The 17891-nt window shown below is 68.8% G+C and carries 15 protein-coding genes; 4 read left to right on the top strand and 11 right to left on the bottom strand.

Going from position 1 to position 17891, the window contains the following annotated elements:
- Positions 1-55 precede the first annotated feature (55 nt).
- The 4 genes from ACFQ7F_RS39155 to ACFQ7F_RS39170 all read right to left on the bottom strand — a co-directional run bounded on the left by ACFQ7F_RS39155 (position 56) and on the right by ACFQ7F_RS39170 (position 3488).
- Positions 56-430: an RNA polymerase-binding protein RbpA gene (locus ACFQ7F_RS39155; protein ID WP_249591189.1), complete on the bottom strand. Its 375-nt coding sequence runs from the start codon at positions 428-430 to the stop codon at positions 56-58.
- A gap of 257 nt (positions 431-687) precedes the next feature.
- A complete protein-coding gene (locus ACFQ7F_RS39160; protein ID WP_383281923.1) occupies positions 688-2052 on the bottom strand; it encodes an MFS transporter in 1365 nt (454 codons plus the stop codon).
- Between the two features lie 48 nt (positions 2053-2100).
- Positions 2101-2868: a glycerophosphodiester phosphodiesterase gene (locus tag ACFQ7F_RS39165; RefSeq protein ID WP_383281926.1), complete on the bottom strand. Its 768-nt coding sequence runs from the start codon at positions 2866-2868 to the stop codon at positions 2101-2103.
- Positions 2865-3488, bottom strand: coding sequence for a YitT family protein (locus tag ACFQ7F_RS39170; protein ID WP_383281960.1), 624 nt, complete (start codon positions 3486-3488; stop codon positions 2865-2867). Before ACFQ7F_RS39170 ends, ACFQ7F_RS39165 begins: the two co-directional genes overlap by 4 nt.
- 195 nt (positions 3489-3683) lie before the next feature.
- Here ACFQ7F_RS39170 and ACFQ7F_RS39175 point away from each other — a divergent pair, with 195 nt between their 5' ends.
- Complete coding sequence (locus ACFQ7F_RS39175; protein WP_383281930.1) at positions 3684-5183, top strand: PLP-dependent aminotransferase family protein; 1500 nt, start codon at positions 3684-3686, stop codon at positions 5181-5183.
- Positions 5184-5197: 14 nt separating this feature from the next.
- On the opposite strand, the gene ACFQ7F_RS39180 is transcribed toward ACFQ7F_RS39175, so the two are convergent.
- Positions 5198-6832 carry an ATP-binding protein gene (locus tag ACFQ7F_RS39180; protein ID WP_383281933.1) on the bottom strand — a complete coding sequence of 545 codons (1635 nt, stop codon included), beginning with the start codon at positions 6830-6832 and terminating at the stop codon, positions 5198-5200.
- 56 nt (positions 6833-6888) lie between these two features.
- Positions 6889-7083 carry a hypothetical protein gene (locus tag ACFQ7F_RS39185; RefSeq protein WP_249591193.1) on the bottom strand — a complete coding sequence of 65 codons (195 nt, stop codon included), beginning with the start codon at positions 7081-7083 and terminating at the stop codon, positions 6889-6891.
- A gap of 298 nt (positions 7084-7381) precedes the next feature.
- On the opposite strand from ACFQ7F_RS39185, the gene ACFQ7F_RS39190 reads away from it, so the two are divergent.
- Both ACFQ7F_RS39190 and ACFQ7F_RS39195 read left to right on the top strand, forming a co-directional pair.
- Positions 7382-7774, top strand: a complete 393-nt coding sequence (locus ACFQ7F_RS39190; protein WP_383281936.1) for an ankyrin repeat domain-containing protein — start codon at positions 7382-7384, stop codon at positions 7772-7774.
- A gap of 302 nt (positions 7775-8076) precedes the next feature.
- On the top strand, positions 8077-9495 hold the full coding sequence (locus ACFQ7F_RS39195) for a HEAT repeat domain-containing protein (protein WP_383281939.1): 1419 nt from the start codon (positions 8077-8079) through the stop codon (positions 9493-9495).
- 361 nt (positions 9496-9856) lie between these two features.
- Here the strand turns inward: ACFQ7F_RS39195 and ACFQ7F_RS39200 are convergent, their stop codons facing one another.
- From ACFQ7F_RS39200 to ACFQ7F_RS39220, 5 genes are all read right to left on the bottom strand, one after another.
- The gene (locus tag ACFQ7F_RS39200; protein ID WP_383281942.1) at positions 9857-10804 is read right to left on the bottom strand and encodes a hypothetical protein; all 948 of its coding nucleotides are present in this window, start codon (positions 10802-10804) and stop codon (positions 9857-9859) included.
- A gap of 749 nt (positions 10805-11553) precedes the next feature.
- A complete protein-coding gene (locus ACFQ7F_RS39205) occupies positions 11554-11985 on the bottom strand; it encodes a hypothetical protein (RefSeq protein WP_383281945.1) in 432 nt (143 codons plus the stop codon).
- Complete coding sequence (locus tag ACFQ7F_RS39210) at positions 11982-14138, bottom strand: hypothetical protein (protein ID WP_383281948.1); 2157 nt, start codon at positions 14136-14138, stop codon at positions 11982-11984. Before ACFQ7F_RS39210 ends, ACFQ7F_RS39205 begins: the two co-directional genes overlap by 4 nt.
- The gene (locus ACFQ7F_RS39215; protein WP_383281951.1) at positions 14135-15874 is read right to left on the bottom strand and encodes a hypothetical protein; all 1740 of its coding nucleotides are present in this window, start codon (positions 15872-15874) and stop codon (positions 14135-14137) included. The genes ACFQ7F_RS39210 and ACFQ7F_RS39215 overlap by 4 nt, the downstream gene beginning before the upstream one ends.
- 173 nt (positions 15875-16047) lie before the next feature.
- Positions 16048-17511: a hypothetical protein gene (locus tag ACFQ7F_RS39220; RefSeq protein ID WP_383281954.1), complete on the bottom strand. Its 1464-nt coding sequence runs from the start codon at positions 17509-17511 to the stop codon at positions 16048-16050.
- Positions 17512-17573: 62 nt separating this feature from the next.
- On the opposite strand from ACFQ7F_RS39220, the gene ACFQ7F_RS39225 reads away from it, so the two are divergent.
- Positions 17574-17891 (top strand): glycosyltransferase (locus tag ACFQ7F_RS39225; protein WP_383281957.1); only part of this gene is annotated, 318 nt, incomplete at its 3' end.

Raw genomic sequence — 17891 nt, forward strand, 5'->3', positions numbered from 1 at the left:
GGCCACTGCTGAGCAGTGGCCCCGGCCTTCGTGTGCGGTGTTGTTCAGTTCGCCGTCAGGCGGACTTGCGGGAGTCCCGCGGATGCACCGCGATGTTCATGGCTCCTGAACGGAGAACCGCAAGGCGCTCCTCCAGGACCTCCTCGAGTTCTTCTCGAGTACGGCGCTCCATGAGCATGTCCCAGTGCGTACGCGCAGGCTTACCCTTCTTCTCCTCAGGTCCGTCGCCGTCTACAAGGAGTGCCTGCACCCCGCAGACCTTGCACTCCCACTCCGGCGGGATTTCTGCCTCTACCGAGAACGGCATCTCAAATCGATGTCCGTTCTGGCATGCGTACTCCACGGCCTGGCGCGGAGCCAAGTCGATGCCGCGGTCGGTCTCGTAGCTGGTCACCACGAGGCGCGTGCCGCGAAGAGCTCGCTCACTCATGAATCGTGCCTCCCGGGCTTGTCGCCCACAGGACAGGTGTCGCTGTCGTCGTCATCCGGTCAACGTCCGGTCGGCGGTAAAGATTCCCGTTTAAGGGTCATGCGTCGCCGTCGTATGCCGCCCCTTGTTGTACCCACCAGCGCCCGGTATGTCACATCTGACAGAGGATGTCACCCTGCGTTTCTGAATCTTCAGCGCGCAGTAACGGTCCGCCTGGTAAGCCAAACGCGTACACTACCGCCCTTTGGCTTCAGTTGCTAAATCCTGTCGGGTACGGGATTTCCCGCGTCGCGGATCGCGCGCCGTACGGGTACCCGCGCGAGCAGCACGAAACCGATCACGAAGAAGGCCACGAGCGAGACGATCGCGTCCCGGTAGCTCCCCGTGAGCTGGTACGTCAGGCCGAAGACCAGCGGCCCGAGCCAGGACATGCCGCGATCGCTCATCTCGTACGCGGAGAAGTACTCGGCCTCCTTGCCCGCAGGCACCAGATGCGAGAACAGGGACCGCGAGAGCGCCTGCGAACCCCCGAGCACCAGACCGATCCCCGCCGCGAGCACGAAGAACCACACCGGCGCGCCCGCCGGCAGGAAGAATCCGGCCCCGATCGTCACCGTCCACGCGACGAGCGAGCCGAGGATGGTGCGCTTGGCGCCGTACGTCCGTGCGAGGCGCCCCATGGCGAGCGCCCCCGCCACCGCGAGCACCTGCACGAGCAGGACCGCCACGATCAGCGTGGACTGGTCGAGGCCGAGCTCTTCGGAGCCGTAGACGGACGCCTGGGAGATCACCGTCTGCACGCCGTCGTTGTAGACGAGATAGGCGAGCAGGAAGGACAGGGTGTGCGGATGGCGGCGCATGTCGCGCACCGTCGACGCCAGCTGCCGCCAGCCGCGTGCCGCTCCTTGTGAGGACGGCTGCGAAGGCGACGCCTTGCGGTCGCGGAGCCGCCGCAGCGGTACGAGCGTGAAGGCGCCCCACCACACACCCGCCGACGCCAGACAGATGCGCACGGCCGTCGACTCCGAGACACCGAAGGTGTCATGGGCCAGGAACAGGACCAGGTTCGCCACCAGGACGAGCGCGCCCGCCGCATAGCCGAACGCCCAGCCGCGGGAGGAGACCGCGTCACGCTCCTCCGGAGGCGCGATCTGCGGCAGATAGGAGTTGTAGACCACCATCGAGACGGCGAGCGAGACGTTGGAGACGATCAGCAGGAGGCCGCCGAGGAGATAGCGGTCGCCGCCCAGGAAGAACATTCCGGCCGTCGACGCGGCCCCCACGTAGGCGGCCACCGCGAGCAGCGGCTTCTTGCGGCCCGTGCGGTCGGCGGCGGCGCCCGCGAGCGGCATGACGAGGACCGACACGATCACCGATGCCGACACCGCGTACGCGAAGAAGGACCCGGCGCTGACCGGGATGCCCAGCGGGTGGACGTATCCGTCGCCGTCCGCGGCCGACTTGGCGATCTCCGTCAGATACGGGCCCAGGAACACGGTCAGGACGCTGGTCGAGTAGACCGAGCACGCCCAGTCGTAGAAGTACCAGCCGCGCTGCTCGCGCCGCCGCTGCGCGGCGCTCTCATCGGCCGGTGATGCTGTCCGCACGGTGTCGGTGCCCACCCGTGCCCCCTCGCTGGTGCCCGTGGTCCGCTGCCGCCCCTGAGGCGGTCAGGCCCAGGCTCCCCGGTCCTTCAGCACTTCGCGCAGCGTCTCGATGTGATCAGAGATGATGCCATCTACACCGAGATCGAGAAGAGCGGCCATACGTTCGGCGTCATTGACCGTCCAGACGTGCACCTGCAGCCCGCGCGCGTGGGCCGCGCGCACGAAGCGCCGGTCCACCACCCGGATCCCGGCATGCGTCTCGGGCACCTGTGCGCACACCGCGGAGCCGCGTACGGGGGCGGGGAGGCCGTACGAGCGCAGTCGAAGGCCCGCCACGCCCCGTGTACCGAAGGACGTGGCGAGGCGCGGGCCCGCGAGCCGCTGGGCCCGCGCCACGCGTGCCTCGGAGAACGAGCCGACGCACACGCGGTCCCAGGCGTCGGTGCGGCGCAGCAGCTCCAGGAGCGGGAGCAGGGCGGGCTCGGCCTTCACGTCCACGTTCCAGCGGACGTGAGGGAAGGACTCCAGGAGCTCTTCGAAGAGGGGCACCGGCTCGCTGCCCGCCACGCGCGCGCGGCGTACGTCGCTCCACGGAAGGTCGGCGATCCGCCCGGCCGTGTCCGTCACCCGGTCGAGCGTCGCGTCGTGGAAGGCCACGAGGCGGCCGTCCGACGTGGCGTGCACATCCGTCTCGATGTAGCGGTACCCCAGGTCGACCGCCCGCCGGAACGCGGCGGCGGTGTTCTCCAGGCCCGCCGCCGCCCCGCCGCGGTGGGCGAAGGGGAGCGGTCCCGGATGGTCGAGGTAGGGGTGGCGTACGCGCGTGGTCACCGCTGCAGTATCGCCTGCTCCGGTTGACCGTCGGCGGCCGCGGGCTCTCTCCCGGGTGAAGCGGGGACGGTGAAGAAGCGCAGGAAGAACTGGGCCAGTGGGCCGATCGCCAGGGCGTACAGGACCGTTCCGATGCCCACCGTGCCGCCGAAGGCGAAGCCGGTGGCGACCACCGCCACCTCGACCAGCGTCCGCATCAGCCGGATCGATCGGCCGGTGCGCTGGTGCAGGCCCGTCATCAGGCCGTCCCGCGGTCCAGGACCGAACTTCGCCGCGATGTAGAGCCCGGTCGCCACACCGTTCAGGACGATCCCCGCCACGAGGAGCGGTATGCGGGCGCCGAGCGCGTGCGCGTCCGGCATCAGGGCCAGGGTGGCATCCATCGCCAGGCCGACGACGAAGACGTTGGACACCGTGCCGAGGCCGGGGCGCTGCCGCAGCGGGATCCACAGGAGCAGCACCGCGGCCCCGATGAAGATCGAGACGACGCCGATGGACATCCCGGTCAGCTCGGCGAGGCCCTGATGCAGCACGTTCCACGGTTCGAGACCGAGGCCGGACACCACCAGGAGGCCGGAGCTCGCGCCGTACAGGGCCAGACCGACGTACAGCTGGATCAGCCGGCGTGTGAGGTGCGGTCGGGCTGATCGTGGCCGGCGCGCGGTCGGTGGCTTTGACGCCTTCGGTGGCTTCGGCGGCTTCGGCGTGGACAAGAGATGGCCCCCCTGCTGGTGATAGTGGCCTGACACATGACACTCTGTGGCTCGTAACAGGATGCCAACCATGGCCAATTCCAGGAAGGTGGACTGGGAATCATGGCTCAGTGGACTTCAGCGGTGGGCGCCACGCAGCTCGCCCGGCTGCTCACCTCGCAGCAGACGCGCCCCGCGGGCCCCGGCACGCGCCGCCCGCCCGCCTACCGCGCCCTCGCCGACGGCGTCCGCATGCTCGTCCTCGAAGGCCGCGTCCCGGTCGCCGCGCGCCTGCCCGCCGAGCGCGAGCTCGCCGTCTCCCTCGCCGTCAGCCGGACCACGGTCGCCGCCGCCTACGAGGCGCTGCGCACCGAAGGCTTCCTGGAGTCCCGCAGGGGAGCCGGTAGTTGGACCGCCGTCCCGGCCGGGAATCCCCTCCCCGCGCGCGGGCTCGAACCTCTTCCGCCCGAGGCGCTCGGCTCCATGATCGACCTGGGCTGCGCGGCGCTGCCCGCGCCCGAGCCCTGGCTCACCCGCGCCGTGCAGGGCGCCCTGGAGGAACTGCCTCCGTACGCGCACACCCACGGAGACTTCCCGGCCGGTCTGCCCGCGCTGCGTCAGATGCTCGCCGAGCGCTACACCGCGCGCGGCATCCCGACGATGCCCGAACAGATCATGGTCACGACCGGGGCGATGGGCGCCATCGACGCGATCTGCCATCTGTTCGCGCCGCGCGGCGAACGTATCGCCGTCGAGTCCCCCTCGTACGCCAACATCCTCCAGCTGATGCGCGAGACGGGCGCCCGCCTTGTCCCCGTCGCCATGTCCGAGGGGCTCGAAGGCTGGGACATGGACCGCTGGCGGCAGGTGCTCCGCGATGCCGCCCCACGCCTCGCCTATGTCGTCGCGGACTTCCACAACCCCACGGGCGCGCTCGCCGACGAGGACCAGCGGCGCAAGCTCGTCGATGCCGCGCGTTCCGCGGGAACGGTCGTCGTCGTCGACGAGACCATGATCGAACTGCAGCTCGACGACGACCTGACGATGCCGCGCCCCGTCTGTAGTTTCGACCCGGCGGGCTCGACCGTCATCACCGTCGGCTCGGCGAGCAAGGCGTTCTGGGCGGGGATGCGCATCGGCTGGGTGCGGGCCGCGCCCGACGTGATCCGGAGCCTGGTCTCGGCACGGGCGTACGCCGACATGGGCACCCCCGTCCTCGAACAGCTGGCCGTGAACTGGCTGCTGAGCACCGGCGGCTGGGAGTCGGCCGTGCAGGTGCGCAGGGACCAGGCCCGCGAGAACCGCGACGCCCTGGTCGCCGCCGTCCGCCGCGAACTGCCCGACTGGGAGTTCGCGGTGCCGAAGGGCGGCCTGACCCTGTGGGCACGCGCCGGAGGCCTCTCCGGCTCCCGCCTCGCCGAAGTGGGCGAGCGGGTGGGGGTCAGGGTCCCTTCAGGGCCGCGTTTCGGGGTGGACGGGGCCTTCGAGGGGTATGTGCGGCTGCCGTTCACCGTGGGAGGCGCGGTGGCGGACGAGGCGGCGGCGCGCCTCGCGGCGGCCGCGCGCCTGGTGGAGACAGGGGCGGGCTCGGGCGTGGAGGCGTCGCGGGCGTTCGTGGCCTGAGGTCCCGTTCCAGGTCAGCTCTCGGCGGGTACGGGCACGGACTCCGGCTTCGTGGCGGGTTCCGGCGCCGTCGCCGCGGTGTCCGCCTCGGCGGTCTCGGTGCCGGTCTCCACTTCGGTGTCGACGTCGGCGTCGGCAGGAGTGCTCCGTGCGGGCAGCAGCTCCAGCACCGCCTGCCGGTGCGCCTCGCTCGTCGCGTCGTCGTACGGATCGGGCGTCGCGGGCACCTGGAGCCGGTGCACCTGACCCGTGCCGAGCCGGGCGTAGCCGCGGCCGGGCGGGATGTCGGACGTGGGCGTCGTGCGGGGCGGCACCCCGAGGATGTCCTCGACCTGGTCGAGCATCGTGGGGCCGAGGACCACGCGCGCGCGTGTGTGCTGGCGCACCGGATCGCTCAGCGCGTCCAGGCTGTCGAACTGGTCGGCCACGACGACCGTGACATTGGCCGCCCTGCCGTGCCGCAGCGGCACCTGGAGCAGCGACTGCGGGTCCTTGCGTCCGTCGGCAGCGGCCAGGTGACCGAGCACGCTGGGGCGGTCCAGGATGATCCACAGGGGGCGCTTGGTGTCGTCCGGGGCGGGGTGGCCCGCCTGCCGGGCGCGGTTGGCGGAGATGAGGCGACGCTCCGTCTCGTGCGCGGCCCACTCCAGGCTCGCCAGGGCTCCGGCGAGCCCGCACTCGATGGCCAGGACGCCGTCACGCCCGGTCAGGCAGGCGTAGTCGCCGATGCCGCTGCCCTCGACGATCAGGACGTCGCCGTGGAGCAGGGCCTGCAGGGCGATGGAGCGCAGCAGGGTCGTGGTGCCGCTGCCGGGCTCGCCGACCACCAGGAGGTGGGGCTCGGTGGAGCGGGGTCCCGTGCGCCAGACGACGGGGGGTACGTCGCGCTGTTCGTCGCCGTCGGTCACGGGCAGGGTGCGCTGGACACCGGTGGGATCGGTGAAGCCGAGCACGGTCTCGCCGGGGGCCGTGACGAACCGCTGGGCCGCGATGTCGGTGGGCAGCGGGGGCAGCACGTTCACCGTGAGCTGGTTGCCCTCCTCGTCCCACTCGAAGTGGTACTCGCGGCCGCGGCCCGACTTGGCGTGCAGCAGCTGCTCGATCCGTGCGCGCGATTCGGCTTCGCCGTCCGTGAAGTACGCGGGGTAGCGCACCACCAGATGGGAGACACGTCCGTTGTCGTCGAACTCGTACGACGTGAGGGCCTTGTCCCACTCGCCGCCGTGCGCGAAGAGCGGCGCCGGGTCCTCGGGGACGGAGAAGTACGGGACGAGTGCTTCGTAGAGGGACTGCAGCCGCTGGGTCTGCGCCTCGTCGGGGCCGGTGGGCGCCGGCGCCGTGCGTTCCCTGCCGGTCCACGCGGCGGCCGCCATCAGGCAGATGGCGGCGAGCAGCGGACCGTACGGAATGAGGGCCACGACCAGGACGACGGAGGCCACGAGGAACAGCAGCGGTCCGCGCCGGTCCTTGGGGGTGTCGGCCCACTTGCGCCGCCCGGCCGCTGCCAGCCGGCGCAGTCCACGAGTGATCGTGATCAGCGGGTGGAGGACGTCGGTGGCGTTGTCGGCGGCCGACCGTGCGAACTCCCGGCTCCGGGCGATCGAGGCGGTGCCGTTGCTCAGGATGCGGGGGAGGGGGCGCCGGGCCACGTCAGTCTCCAGATGGTGCGAACGAAGTCGCTACAGGGGGCAGGGAGCAGGAGGCGTCAGAACTTGATCCCGCCGAGGAGGCTCGCCAGGCTCGCGCTGCCGGCCTTGATGCTCGGGGCGATGGCGGTGCCCGCCATGAAGAAGCCGAAGAGCGCGCAGACCAGTGCGTGGGACGCCTTGAGGCCGTCCTTGCGGAAGAACAGGAAGACGATGATGCCGAGCAGCACGACGCCCGAGATGGAAAGGATCATGACGGTTCTCCTGGTTGGTGGGGACAGTCACCATGAGTTGTTCCAGGTTCACAGCATGTATCCATACGATAAAAGGTGCAAATGGGGGAATTTTCCCGTAATTCCCTCGAATGGCGGGGGTCTGTTGGGGCCCCCGAGTGTGGATCCGGAGGGCGCCCCGGCCCCCTAATGATCTTTGCCGTGGGCGTGCCCGGCCATGTACCCGGACGGGCAGTAGCCTGTCGGTTCACCCGTACGGCTGCACCGGTCGCCGTACGCCCCCCCCGAGTCATCCCGCAGTCGAAAGGCGGTCCGGTCCATGAGTGAAGCCCCCGACCCGGAAGTCGTGGAGCTGGCGACCAAGATCTTCGATCTGGCGCGCCAGGGCGACACCGCGGCCCTCGCCGCGTACGTGGACGCAGGAGTTCCGGCGAACCTCACGAACGACAGCGGCGACTCCCTCGTGATGCTCGCCGCCTATCACGGCCACGCGGAAGCGGTACGGGCCCTCCTGGAGCGGGGCGGCGACGCCAACCGCGCCAACGACCGGGGGCAGACCCCGCTCGCCGGTGCCGTCTTCAAGGGTGAGGACGCGGTGATCAGGGCGCTGCTCGACTCGGGCGCGGATCCGACCGCGGGCACACCGTCGGCGGTGGACACCGCCCGGATGTTCGCCAAGACGGAGCTGCTCGACCTGTTCGGGGCGGCCTGAACGGGGTAGCTGACCAGCAACAACGGGGGCGCTGGAAATGTGGTCGCGGCGGGCTGAACCGCTGGGCCATCATGACGACGTGATTCACGGACGCGACGGCGGGGCAAGAGTTGCCGCACCGCGCGGACCGTGAGCGGCCCGCCCCCGGACCTCCCGTCCGGGATCCCTCCGGGCCACCGACGAGAGGCAGAGGAAGATGGTCTACACCAAGCAAGAGACGGCGGGCGGCCCGACGTGTTGGCGCACGGCCAGGTAATTCACGATTCCCGGTTGCGTCGACGCTTGATGTGAGGCTGTTTCCCATGTTCGATCCGGTCATAGCGCCCAGCGGTACGCTGCTCGGCCTGCTGCAGAGGGGCCGCGGTGACGGCACCCTGCACGCACTCACCGCACCCCGGTCCGAGGCGCTCGCCGCCCTCGAGACCTGCGTGCTCCACGACCCGCGCCACGACTGGCAGGTCGAGAACCGCTCCCTTTACTACGCCAGGCTCTATCTCGATCTCCGTGGCGGGATCGACGAGATCGAGCGGCACCTCTTCGATGCCGAGGACGTCCTGAACACGGACGACTCACGCACCGGCCTAGCACTCGCGGTTCTGGGCCATCTCGCCTCGTACGGCAGGCACGACGCCCTCGAACTGCTGCGAAGGTACGCGGCGTTCGGCAGCAACTGGGCGTGGGCCCTGGACGAACTCGCGATGCGGGACGACGACGCGGGCCTGCGCGCCCTCGCCGAGCCCGTGCTCGCCAGATTCCCCTCGGACGCGGAAGGCGAGGCCGACCTTGCCGCCGTCGTGCGCGACGCCTACGAACCCCGGCCCTGGCGGCTGTGGGAGGAGGATCCGCGGCAGGCCGTCGGCGCCCGCGTGCGGGCCGCCCGTGAGCAGGGATCCTTCGACCGCTGGCAGCGGCAGATGCGGCCGGCGGGTCCGCGCCCGGGGTGGAGCGTCCAGGCCGTCTTCGACTGGGCGCAGGAAGGGCTCGAACGCGGCGCAGTCCTGCATGTGCCCGCAGCCCGCTGCCTGGGCGCCGTCGCAGGGCCCGACGACCGCGCCGAGATCCTCGAAGCCGCCCGCAACGGCTCCGACGGGGCGCGCGGCACGGCCCTGCGCTACCTCGCGGACGCCCATGATCCCGACGTGTTCGACCTCATCGAGTACGCGGTCCAGAGCCCGTCACGGGCCGTCGTGGACGCCGCGGCCGAGTCCTTCGAGCGGATGCGCGGCGTCGCCGCCGTGCAGTGCGCCCGCCGCTGGGCCCTGCGGCCCGACGTGCTCGGCGCCGCCGCAGGACGCTTGCTCGCCTGCAGGGGCGGCGCCCAGGACAGCAACCTCGTCCTCGCGGCCCTGAGGGAAGCAGTGCGGGGCGAAGGCCCGGACGTGCCGACCCTCTGGGCGCTCGTCGACGGCGCGGGACGGCTCGGCATCGCCTGCGCGGCCCCCGTCCTTCGCCACGTATACCGCGAGACCGCCTCCTCCCACCTGCGCGGACGCGCCGCTCGCGCGCTCGCCGCCACCGATCCCTCGTTCGCCGCCGGATTCGCCGTCGAATGCCTGTGGGACTGCGAGGAGTCCACCCGCGAGGTCGCCGCACGGCATGCCGAGACCGGCGACGCCCGCGTGGTCACCCAGCTCAGAAGGCTCGCCGCGGACCCCGCCGAGGAGGACGAGGTACAGACCGCCGTACGGAGCAGAATCGGCCCGGATGCGGCCGAGGTGTAGCCCTCGACGCGGCCGACGCGGCGCAGGCACGGCCGGGCGCGCCCCCGGGGCGGGGCGCGTGCGGAGGGGAACGCTCACGGGACGTTCCTCGCCAGGAAAGATCCACGTTGACGTGACCACGCCCCGCGCGACGACAACACGGGTATGCGTGTCGTCATCGTCACCGAATCCTTCCCTCCCGTTCTTCCGCCACTGCCGCTCAGGAACCAGCGAGCCTGATCTCTGCATCACCGCAGGTCACAGGGTATGGGGCGCAACTGCAAGAACAACGGGCCTGTTGCAAGAGGAAGAGCGCTCACGCCACTGTGGCTAGAGCGCTACTTCACTGAGATGTGGCAACAGGATGGCTAAACGCCCGCGTTTAGTCGTTTCCGTACTCGGGCTCTTGCGCAAGGTATTCCTCGGCGTCGCCCTCGACATCGAAATCGGTCTCGACGCCTGCCTGCCTGATGAGGTCGTAGCTGCTCAGAACCAGCTGGCAGGCGGGACAGCTGAAGTAGTCAGCGCCGATGGTCAAGGTCACCGAGACATCGTTTACGTAGTCGCTGTCGTACTCTTCGTCCAGTCCGTAGCCACTGCTGGACGGGTAGTGAACCTCCGTGTTGACGATCTCTTCACCTTCGAGGAGGCCGACCGACCCGCAGGCCGGGCAGGTCGCGGCCTCACTGTGTGCCATCTGCGCAGCCAGGTACTGCCCCGTCTTCCATTCAGCGGCCACTTTTGCCGGGAGGGTTCCCTCAAGCTGCTGCTGACGACGTTGCTTGGCCCTCTCGATCAAGGCCTCGGTGCGCTGTTCAAGGTTTTTGGCGTTCTGCTCAAGATGTTTGGTGACCACGCGTTCGCGATCGCCGCCCACGAGTTCCTCTATGTCGCGATCAAGCGCTGTCACCAGGATGGCAGCCTGTGCCCAGTATCTGGGCCACCAGGCGTGGGGCGGGATCGCCATGAACCCGGCACCGCTGCTGTGAAGGTACTCGTTCCGGCCGTTGATGATCTTCATGGCTTCTGCCTGGTCGAAGGGCTTGAACGCCCTGTGGCATCGGGCCATTAGAGTCTTCGCACGCACGGAGGTGAACCTTGCGTCGCCTTTGACGAGTCCGCTCGCGATGAGGAGGTTGGTTCCTTCCTCGTTCGGTTCTGCGATCAGGAGGGGTGAGACGCGAGCGAGGGCAGCTTTGGCCAGTAGTTCGAGCGCGAGGGCGGCCCAGAGGGCTTGTTCATCGAACGACCTGAAGTCGTCATCCATGGCACGGTTGAGGAAGAGCTTCGCCTTCATCCAAAGAGCCTCGTGATCGAACGGCCTGCTCATGACGCCTCGCGTTTCAGGTGGAAGCTGAGCCGCTGGACTTCTCTCTGCGGCTCGTGGGCAGCAGAGGCCCGGGCATGTAGAGCTAGACGATTGTTGATCAAGAGCACTTGCCCAGGCTCGCTCCACTCGTGCTCAATCGAAGCGTTCTCCGCTTCGTCAAAGAACTGCACTACCCGTCGTGCTCGCGCGTCGCAGGGCGACATGCACCCCGGGTCGTAACGCAGCCGCCCGCTCGCAAGGGTCGTAGCAAAGAAGCTGTCGTTACCGCTGTTGATCAGAAACACGCCGTGCCGCAAGAAGTCCGGCATCACCGAGATGAAGTGTCCATCCCGGCTCCTCCTGTTCCAGAGACGCGTTGGCGTCGCGCTGGCTGTTTCACATGCGAGGACCACGATGTCGGGAGGGTCGGGGAGATGTGCGCCGTCGGTGTGCAGGGGCTGAGCTCCCTTGCCGTATCGGGCGCTGAGAGAATTAGGTTCTGCCTTCGCCGGGTCGACGGGACGCAAGGTGGTGACGGTTGGGCCACCGCGCCGCGTTGGAACCTCAGTCCACCCAAGCATCGCGGCCTCACGCTGGACCTGGGCTATGTGCCCTGGGCCTGCGGCCCACCCTTTGGTCCTGCTCTCATTGAGTAGGTCTCCCAACATCATTGCCATGCGGCAGTATGCACCGACGAGGCCCTCAACTCGCCACTGGATTGGCGAGCTGAGGCGGCGGTATGGGACGGCCGTGCTCATGCGCGTGATGCGTCAGTGTCTGGGCTGGCGTTCTCGCGGCAGCATTCTGATCTTGGCGGCGTCGACATCGCGCCCGGAGAGGGCCGCGTTCTCCAGGGACAGCAGGTTGAGGGCCGCCGCGTAGATCTGAAGCCGTGACTCCAGGGACCGGCAGTGAGCTTGGAGCTCGGTGTGCTTCTTCTTGAGTTCGCCGAGGGCGTCCGCAGAACGGGTATGGTCTGCCCTCTTCACTTCGTCCCTGGCGGCCTGCTTCTGGAAGGCGTCTTTCAAGTCGGGGTGTTGGTGCGTCAGATGCCATCGCTTGACGTCGGCCTCGACAGCCAACTGCGTGACGTTGAGTCGACCGTTCGACCGCTGGGGAGTGCCTGCGAAGAGGCGGTTCATCGCCGCGATGATCGAGCGCCGGACAGGGTCCGTCTCGTTGTCCATCGGGAACTTGGTCATCGGGGATCGACTCCTTCGCGGTGGGTGCGGATGATCGTCTGCAACCGGGTCAGCTCGTGTTGCTCGCGTGCATGGCGGATGGGTGGTGCGAGAGCGTCGTCGACGATCTCTGCGAGCTCCTTGGCCTGTCGCTCGACCTGGACGATGTCGCGGTCGGTGCGGGCGAGGTTGGGGCACTTGGGACGGCAGTCATCCGTGTCGGGAGTGACCATCGGGTCGCCGAGGGAACCACGGAGCTGGCAGGCCGCCGTGGCAGGGTCGAAGACGCAGGTCATGCCCTTGCCATGATGGATCTGTAGCAGGGGGTTGCCGAGGAGGTCGCGGGCTTGGCGCTCCTTCTTGAGGACGCGGCCGCCGAACTCTCGGCTCGCGGCGGCGATCCGGTAGCGGTAGGCGTCGGCAGCGGGCCCGCTGACGTACTCGCCCCGCGCGAGGGCCTGTTCGTCCTCGGTCAGGCCTTCCAGACGGAAGAGCCAGTCCTCGAAGGCGTATTCGTCCGGGAAGCCGGACTCGTAGGAGCCGGCGTAGCCCTGGAGCATTTGTGTATGCGCGTGGCCGTACTGGACTGAGGCCGCGATCAGTCCCCTCGGCCTGCGCCGGATGAACCAGGCGAGGGTGCGCCGGAACCGGCTGGGGGCCAAGGCTCCGCGGGCGTCATCCGGAATTCCGTCACTCCTGCCGGATTGCGCGCAGTAGGCGTTGACCCAGGTGGTGAACGACGCCAGGTCCGAGGCCATGACGCGGTCGCTGCGGGCCTCGCCGTGGCGCTTGCTGCCCCGGGAGCGATTCAGATACGGCTCGATCCGGTTGACGAAGAGGACAGGGTGGGGATGGAGCCGCTCCAGCACGCTGATCGCGCCGGCGACAAGGTCGATGACGACCCACGGGTCGGGCCGTATCTGGCCCTCGGGGATCTTGTTGCCGTCCTCGTCCTCGGCGCCTTTGAAGTAGAGGCCCTCCATCAGCCAGAGCCCGGTGGCCGGGTCACGCTTCGTGCAGCCGCGCCGGAGGTTGAGCACCTCTCCGACCCTCGCGCCTGAAAGGTAGGACACGATGACGAAGCACGCGGTACTGAGGAGCCTGGCCAGCCTGGATGCTTCGTCCCGGCCGATGCGGGTGGATCGCCAGGGGCGGCCGTCGAGCAGGCCGGTGATGGGGGCATCGAGGTAGGCCTGTTCCCCGACCGGCAGCCCGGACTCGATCACCATCCGCCCGGGGACGGTGTACCGAATCTGGGCATTGCAGTTCAGCACAGCCGCCAGGTGCTGCCAGTGGATCTCCAGGGCGCCGTCTTCTCGGCGTCGGCCGGGGAGGGGCTCATCTCGCCGACGCAGGTCTTCCAGATAGGCGACGACCTTCTGTTTCAGTTCCCCGGATCGGTGCCCACCCTGGCCCGTCAACCGCGCCCTGCGCCGCGCTTCCGGCATTCTGCTGTGCAAGTCAAGGTGCTCGGCGTGCGCGGCCAGGATGTCCTCGGAGAAGTCTTCGACGAAGCGGATCGCCCAGCACAGGAGCATCTGCATGGTGGCTTCGCCGATCCGGCGCGTGCGGTTCTCGCGGTCCCCCCGCGTGCGGCCCAGGAGGTCCCGGGTGTCTTCTCCCGCCCAGGGCGGAGCATCTGGCAGCCTCATGCTCGCGGGCAGGATGTCCCGGTAGGCCCAGAGCCTGCGGATCTCGGTGAGGCGGCGGTAGCAGCGGTCGATGCTGACTTCCTCGTCCTTGAGTGCTTCGAGGTAGTCGTCAAGCAGGGGCTGGGTGATCTCGCGGAACTCGGTGACGCCCTGCTCGGCCAGCCACTTCAGTACGAATTGCAGCGACGCCGGGAACAGGATCGTGACGGTGGCCACGGACAGCCGTCCTGGTCGGCTCGCGACTGCGCGGGGCTCGGGGTGGTTGAGCAATTGCCAGATGTAGTACTTCGTGGCCTGGCGCAACTCGGCGGGAATCAGGATGAAGTTCAGGCTGCTGGAGCGCTTGTGATGCTCGAAGATCGCAGGGTTGAGATCCCAGTAGTCGTCACGAAAGCGGGACAGCTTGGACGGATCGGCCTCGGGGTGCAGTTGTCGGTTCAGCAGCACCAGCGTGTCAGATCCTGGCCACTGGGTTCCGTCGGGGATGTCGTTATGGGGCAGCTGCCGTTCGGGTGTCGTCATCGCAGGTCAAGCTCCCGGTTGAGGAAGCGGTCGGCCAGGGCATGTTCGGCGGCGCCGGCCTGGTGGCGTGCATCCTCGACGGCCGCCTCGTCGTGCTGGTCGAGCAGGTCGGCGAGTTGGGCATGTGGGGCGGCGAACCTCTGAGCCCACTGGAGGGTGTCCATCTGCTCGCGCCGTTCCGCGAGACGGTCGTGGACCACGACCTGGACGGGCAGATGCCGGGGCAAGGCCCTGGCGCACTCGCACTCAAGGCAGAGCATGAAGGAGGCCCGGCAGCGCTCCCCTGGCGGTGCGTGGGGACCGTTTTTGTTGTCGCTGCATGCCGTCAGAACGGTGTCCAGCTCCCCGGCGAGCATGCGCTTGAGCGTCGCCGGGTCCACACCCTGCTCGACGGCGACGGTCTCGGGGGTCGCACGGGCCCGTTCCACGTCCTCGGCAGACATCGTGGCGACCTTGCCGCGGGTGCGGGCCTTGGTGACTTCAGCGATGAGCGTCTCCGCCACGACCCTCTGGTACTCGGCCACGTTGCCCCGATTGCGGGCCAGGTAGGTCGTCGCTGCGGTCCGCTCGGTGTGCGCGACAGGTTTCTGGTGCAGCTCGATGTAGGTCAATCGCAGCAGCTCCAGCCGCAGAGGCAACGGCGCCGGCGGTAGCGGCTTGCCGTCTTCGCCGACGACGGGATCGGCCATCAGCTCCCAGGCCTGGCCGAGTCGCGTGACGCGGCCACTGCCGCCGGAGAGCGCCCGCACTCCCCGGCCGACGCCCGCGCCGCTCTTGGCGTGGTAGCCGACCAGTAGCCGGTTTCCGCCTGTCATCGCCCGTGAACGAGCCGTCAGTTCATGCAGGAGGACATAGAGCCCGAAGGGGGTGTGCAGTTCGTCGCGGGCCGAGACCTCCTCTGGGGCCTCCGGGACGCTGATCCAGTCCGGCACTTCGGACAGCGCGAGCGTCATATGAGCACGTCGCCCCCGGCGTGGCTTGACGAGGTCGACGATCGCCGTACCGGTCGCACCGGTGCTGCCGTCCGCGCGGTGGTGTACGGCTGGCACTTTGAAGATCACGTCTGGGTTCTCTCCGGTCATTACCCCCAGAAGAACGGCCCCGGCCGCGAGTTCATCCGTGGTCAGGTGAAGCCACGACACGATCTCTTGGACCGACCCCCGAAGCTGCACCCAGGGATGGGGCCAGGGCCTCTCTGGACCCCAGCCCTTCCCTCTGACTCGTCGGGGCACGTCGGCGAATCGGTCGACAGAATCCAGGAGTTGCAGCCGACGTACCAGGTTCTGGTCACGGCCTGGGTCGAGCTCCCCTTCCCTGAACTGCCGCAGGATCTCCCGGTTCTCCCGAATTCGAATCGCGGCCGCCCGCAGAACCGCGCGGGCCTGGTCCGCAATCCGCTTGAGCTCGGCCCGGCTGTAACTCTGTTTGGCCTCGTTGTCCGGGCGTCTGGGCATCGACCGCGCCAGCCGCCCAGCCAGTTCGACGCTGATGCCGTCGACCTTGACGAGGAGCCGCTTGAGCTCGGCAATCTCCAAGGCCGCCGACGTGACCTGCCCTTTCCGATACTCGTAGAACGAGTCGAAGTGCTCAGGCGCCACCTGGGACGGCTCACGAGGAGGCCAGGGCAGGGCGGCCAGGAAATGGTCGAACTTTTTCAAGCCGTAGTAGACGCTGTTGAACGACGCCAGCGACGTGAGGCCGCCCCCGGGGGCGACGCGTTTGACGAACGCGGCCATCAGGGCATCCCGTAGCTGCGCGTCCGTGGCAAACCTGGAGAAGTCGAAATCCTTCTGCTCTTCGCCGTCCTGGCTGAAGCAGCGAACCACCAGCCGTCCGTCGGTGTCTGCCAGTCGTCCACGCTGTGTTCTGGCTCTGCCCGCAGGCAGAGTTGCCCTTCGGCCCCGACCGCTCACCGGGCAACCGCCAGCGGATCAGTGCGGACCCGCGGATGTCCCGTGAACACGTCCGCCATGAAGGCCTCGATCGGGAAGCCGTCTGCGTGAGCCAGCAGCAGCTCGACGTCGAGGGCCCGGAAGGGCTCCAGGTAGACGTTCTTCGTCGTCTCGACCTGGCGGTGCCCCAGCATCGTCTGGACCAGGTGCCAGGTGTCGCCGAACTGTTCGCGGAAATCCCGCTGCTCGTCCGCCGAGAGGTGCCCGAGCCGCGCGGCGTGCACCAGCTTGCCGATCGCGTACCACTTCAGGGCGAAGGAATGCCGGAGCATATGGGCGGTGCAGGTGAAGCTCTTCAGGCCCAGCATCGCGATCCGCTCGTTCGCGACGTCGAAGGTGTGCTCCCAGCCCCGCCCGTCGCGCGGCAGTCCGTCCTCGTTCAGCCAGAGGGCCACCGGCTCCAGGCCCTGCGCGGTCTGCCGGAACAACCTCAGCCGGGTCCGGGGCCCGATGTCGTTCCAGGCCTTCCGCTCGATGCCGCCGCGAGCCCCTTCCAGCGTCACCGCCTTGGAGCCATGCGTGGCCAGCACAATCCGCACCCCGTCCACCCGCTCATAGCGGCCGGCGGCCTGAGCCCTCCGCACTGCGGCCGCCCGGGCGCCCTCCGTGTAAGCCAGCAGACTCTGCATCGCCGAGCGTGGTGTCCAGTACGCATGCCCGTACCCGCCCTTGGCGCAGGCGTCCGCCAACTGGCAGGTGTGGTAGCCGCGGCGGCGGTCGTAGGAAGGAAGCTCGGGCAGCACCACACTCGCCCACTCCGAAACCCTCAACCCGTTTCCGTAGAGGCCGTCACAGAATGTCGCGTCCCGCTGTTCGTTGCGCCCCCGCCACCACTGGTCTGGACGTCCCGATAGGTCCATCCCGCGGATGCCCAGGTCACGCCACCGTGCATAGCCGCCAGGATCAAGCCACTTGACGTCCTCCTGGCGCGAGGACCTGGGAGCGTCGATGTCATGGAACGGGTCCGCGACTCCGTAGCGCGGCCCCATCCACCGATAGAACTTCTTCAGTGCCGCGAGATCCCGGGAGAACGAATTCGTCTGGACTCTGCACTCATTGGTGGGGTCGGTGACGCGCCAGAACATGAACTCTTCGGCATCCTCCTCGACTGCGTCCCACCAGTTGACATCCAAGGACACCAGGAAGTTCAGCCACACCCCGACGGAGTACGCGTAGTCGCGGTACGTACGCCACCCAAGATTGCGCCACTTGGGAGAGGCCAGGCAGGAGTTGACACGCAGATCCGGCCTGCCGCCCGGGTCGATCAGGAACCGCTGGCCGTCCCGAACGCCGAAACGACGGCCCCACGAATCCCAGTCCGGAGCGATGTGCCCCAGTTGCCCAGCCAACTCCTCGAAGGATCGACTTGGCTCGTACCGATGTACCTGCCACTTGCGGGCATCACTCAAGATCTCCGTCACGAACGGAGTAACGACCCCTAGCAACAACGGTCACTGGATACAGAACTCCCGACGTCAACGGCGTGGCGCACTGCGCCGTGCAGACCGCCCGGCAGCTCGTCGCGCGCGGTCACGACCCCCTGGTCATCGCTCCGGCCCCCGCGGCCGGAGCGGACGCCGCAGCCGATGCCGGTGCGCCCTGCCCCGTCGTCCGTGTCCCCTCCCTGCCTTTGCCCGGGTATCCGCAGGTCAGGGTGGCGCTGCCCAGTCGGCGCCTGTCGGCGGCGCTGAGCGCGCACCGCGCCGGCCTCGTCCATCTGGCCAGCCCCTTCGTCCTCGGCGCACGTGGCATGGCAGCCGCCGCGCGCCTCGGCGTAGCCGCCCAGGTCCGTCTACCAGAC

The sequence above is a fragment of the Streptomyces sp. NPDC056486 genome (genome assembly GCF_042795295.1).
Lineage (GTDB): Bacteria > Actinomycetota > Actinomycetes > Streptomycetales > Streptomycetaceae > Streptomyces.

What these genes read in the sequence shown, in the direction of transcription:
- ACFQ7F_RS39155 (WP_249591189.1), bottom strand. Translation starts at nt 430, where the DNA reads ATGAGTGAGCGAGCTCTTCGCGGCACGCGCCTCGTGGTGACCAGCTAC.
- ACFQ7F_RS39175 (WP_383281930.1), top strand. Translation starts at nt 3,684, where the DNA reads ATGGCTCAGTGGACTTCAGCGGTGGGCGCCACGCAGCTCGCCCGGCTG.
- ACFQ7F_RS39185 (WP_249591193.1), bottom strand. Translation starts at nt 7,083, where the DNA reads ATGATCCTTTCCATCTCGGGCGTCGTGCTGCTCGGCATCATCGTCTTC.
- ACFQ7F_RS39190 (WP_383281936.1), top strand. Translation starts at nt 7,382, where the DNA reads ATGAGTGAAGCCCCCGACCCGGAAGTCGTGGAGCTGGCGACCAAGATC.
- ACFQ7F_RS39195 (WP_383281939.1), top strand. Translation starts at nt 8,077, where the DNA reads ATGTTCGATCCGGTCATAGCGCCCAGCGGTACGCTGCTCGGCCTGCTG.
- ACFQ7F_RS39200 (WP_383281942.1), bottom strand. Translation starts at nt 10,804, where the DNA reads ATGAGCAGGCCGTTCGATCACGAGGCTCTTTGGATGAAGGCGAAGCTC.
- ACFQ7F_RS39205 (WP_383281945.1), bottom strand. Translation starts at nt 11,985, where the DNA reads ATGACCAAGTTCCCGATGGACAACGAGACGGACCCTGTCCGGCGCTCG.
- ACFQ7F_RS39210 (WP_383281948.1), bottom strand. Translation starts at nt 14,138, where the DNA reads ATGACGACACCCGAACGGCAGCTGCCCCATAACGACATCCCCGACGGA.
- ACFQ7F_RS39215 (WP_383281951.1), bottom strand. Translation starts at nt 15,874, where the DNA reads ATGGCCGCGTTCGTCAAACGCGTCGCCCCCGGGGGCGGCCTCACGTCG.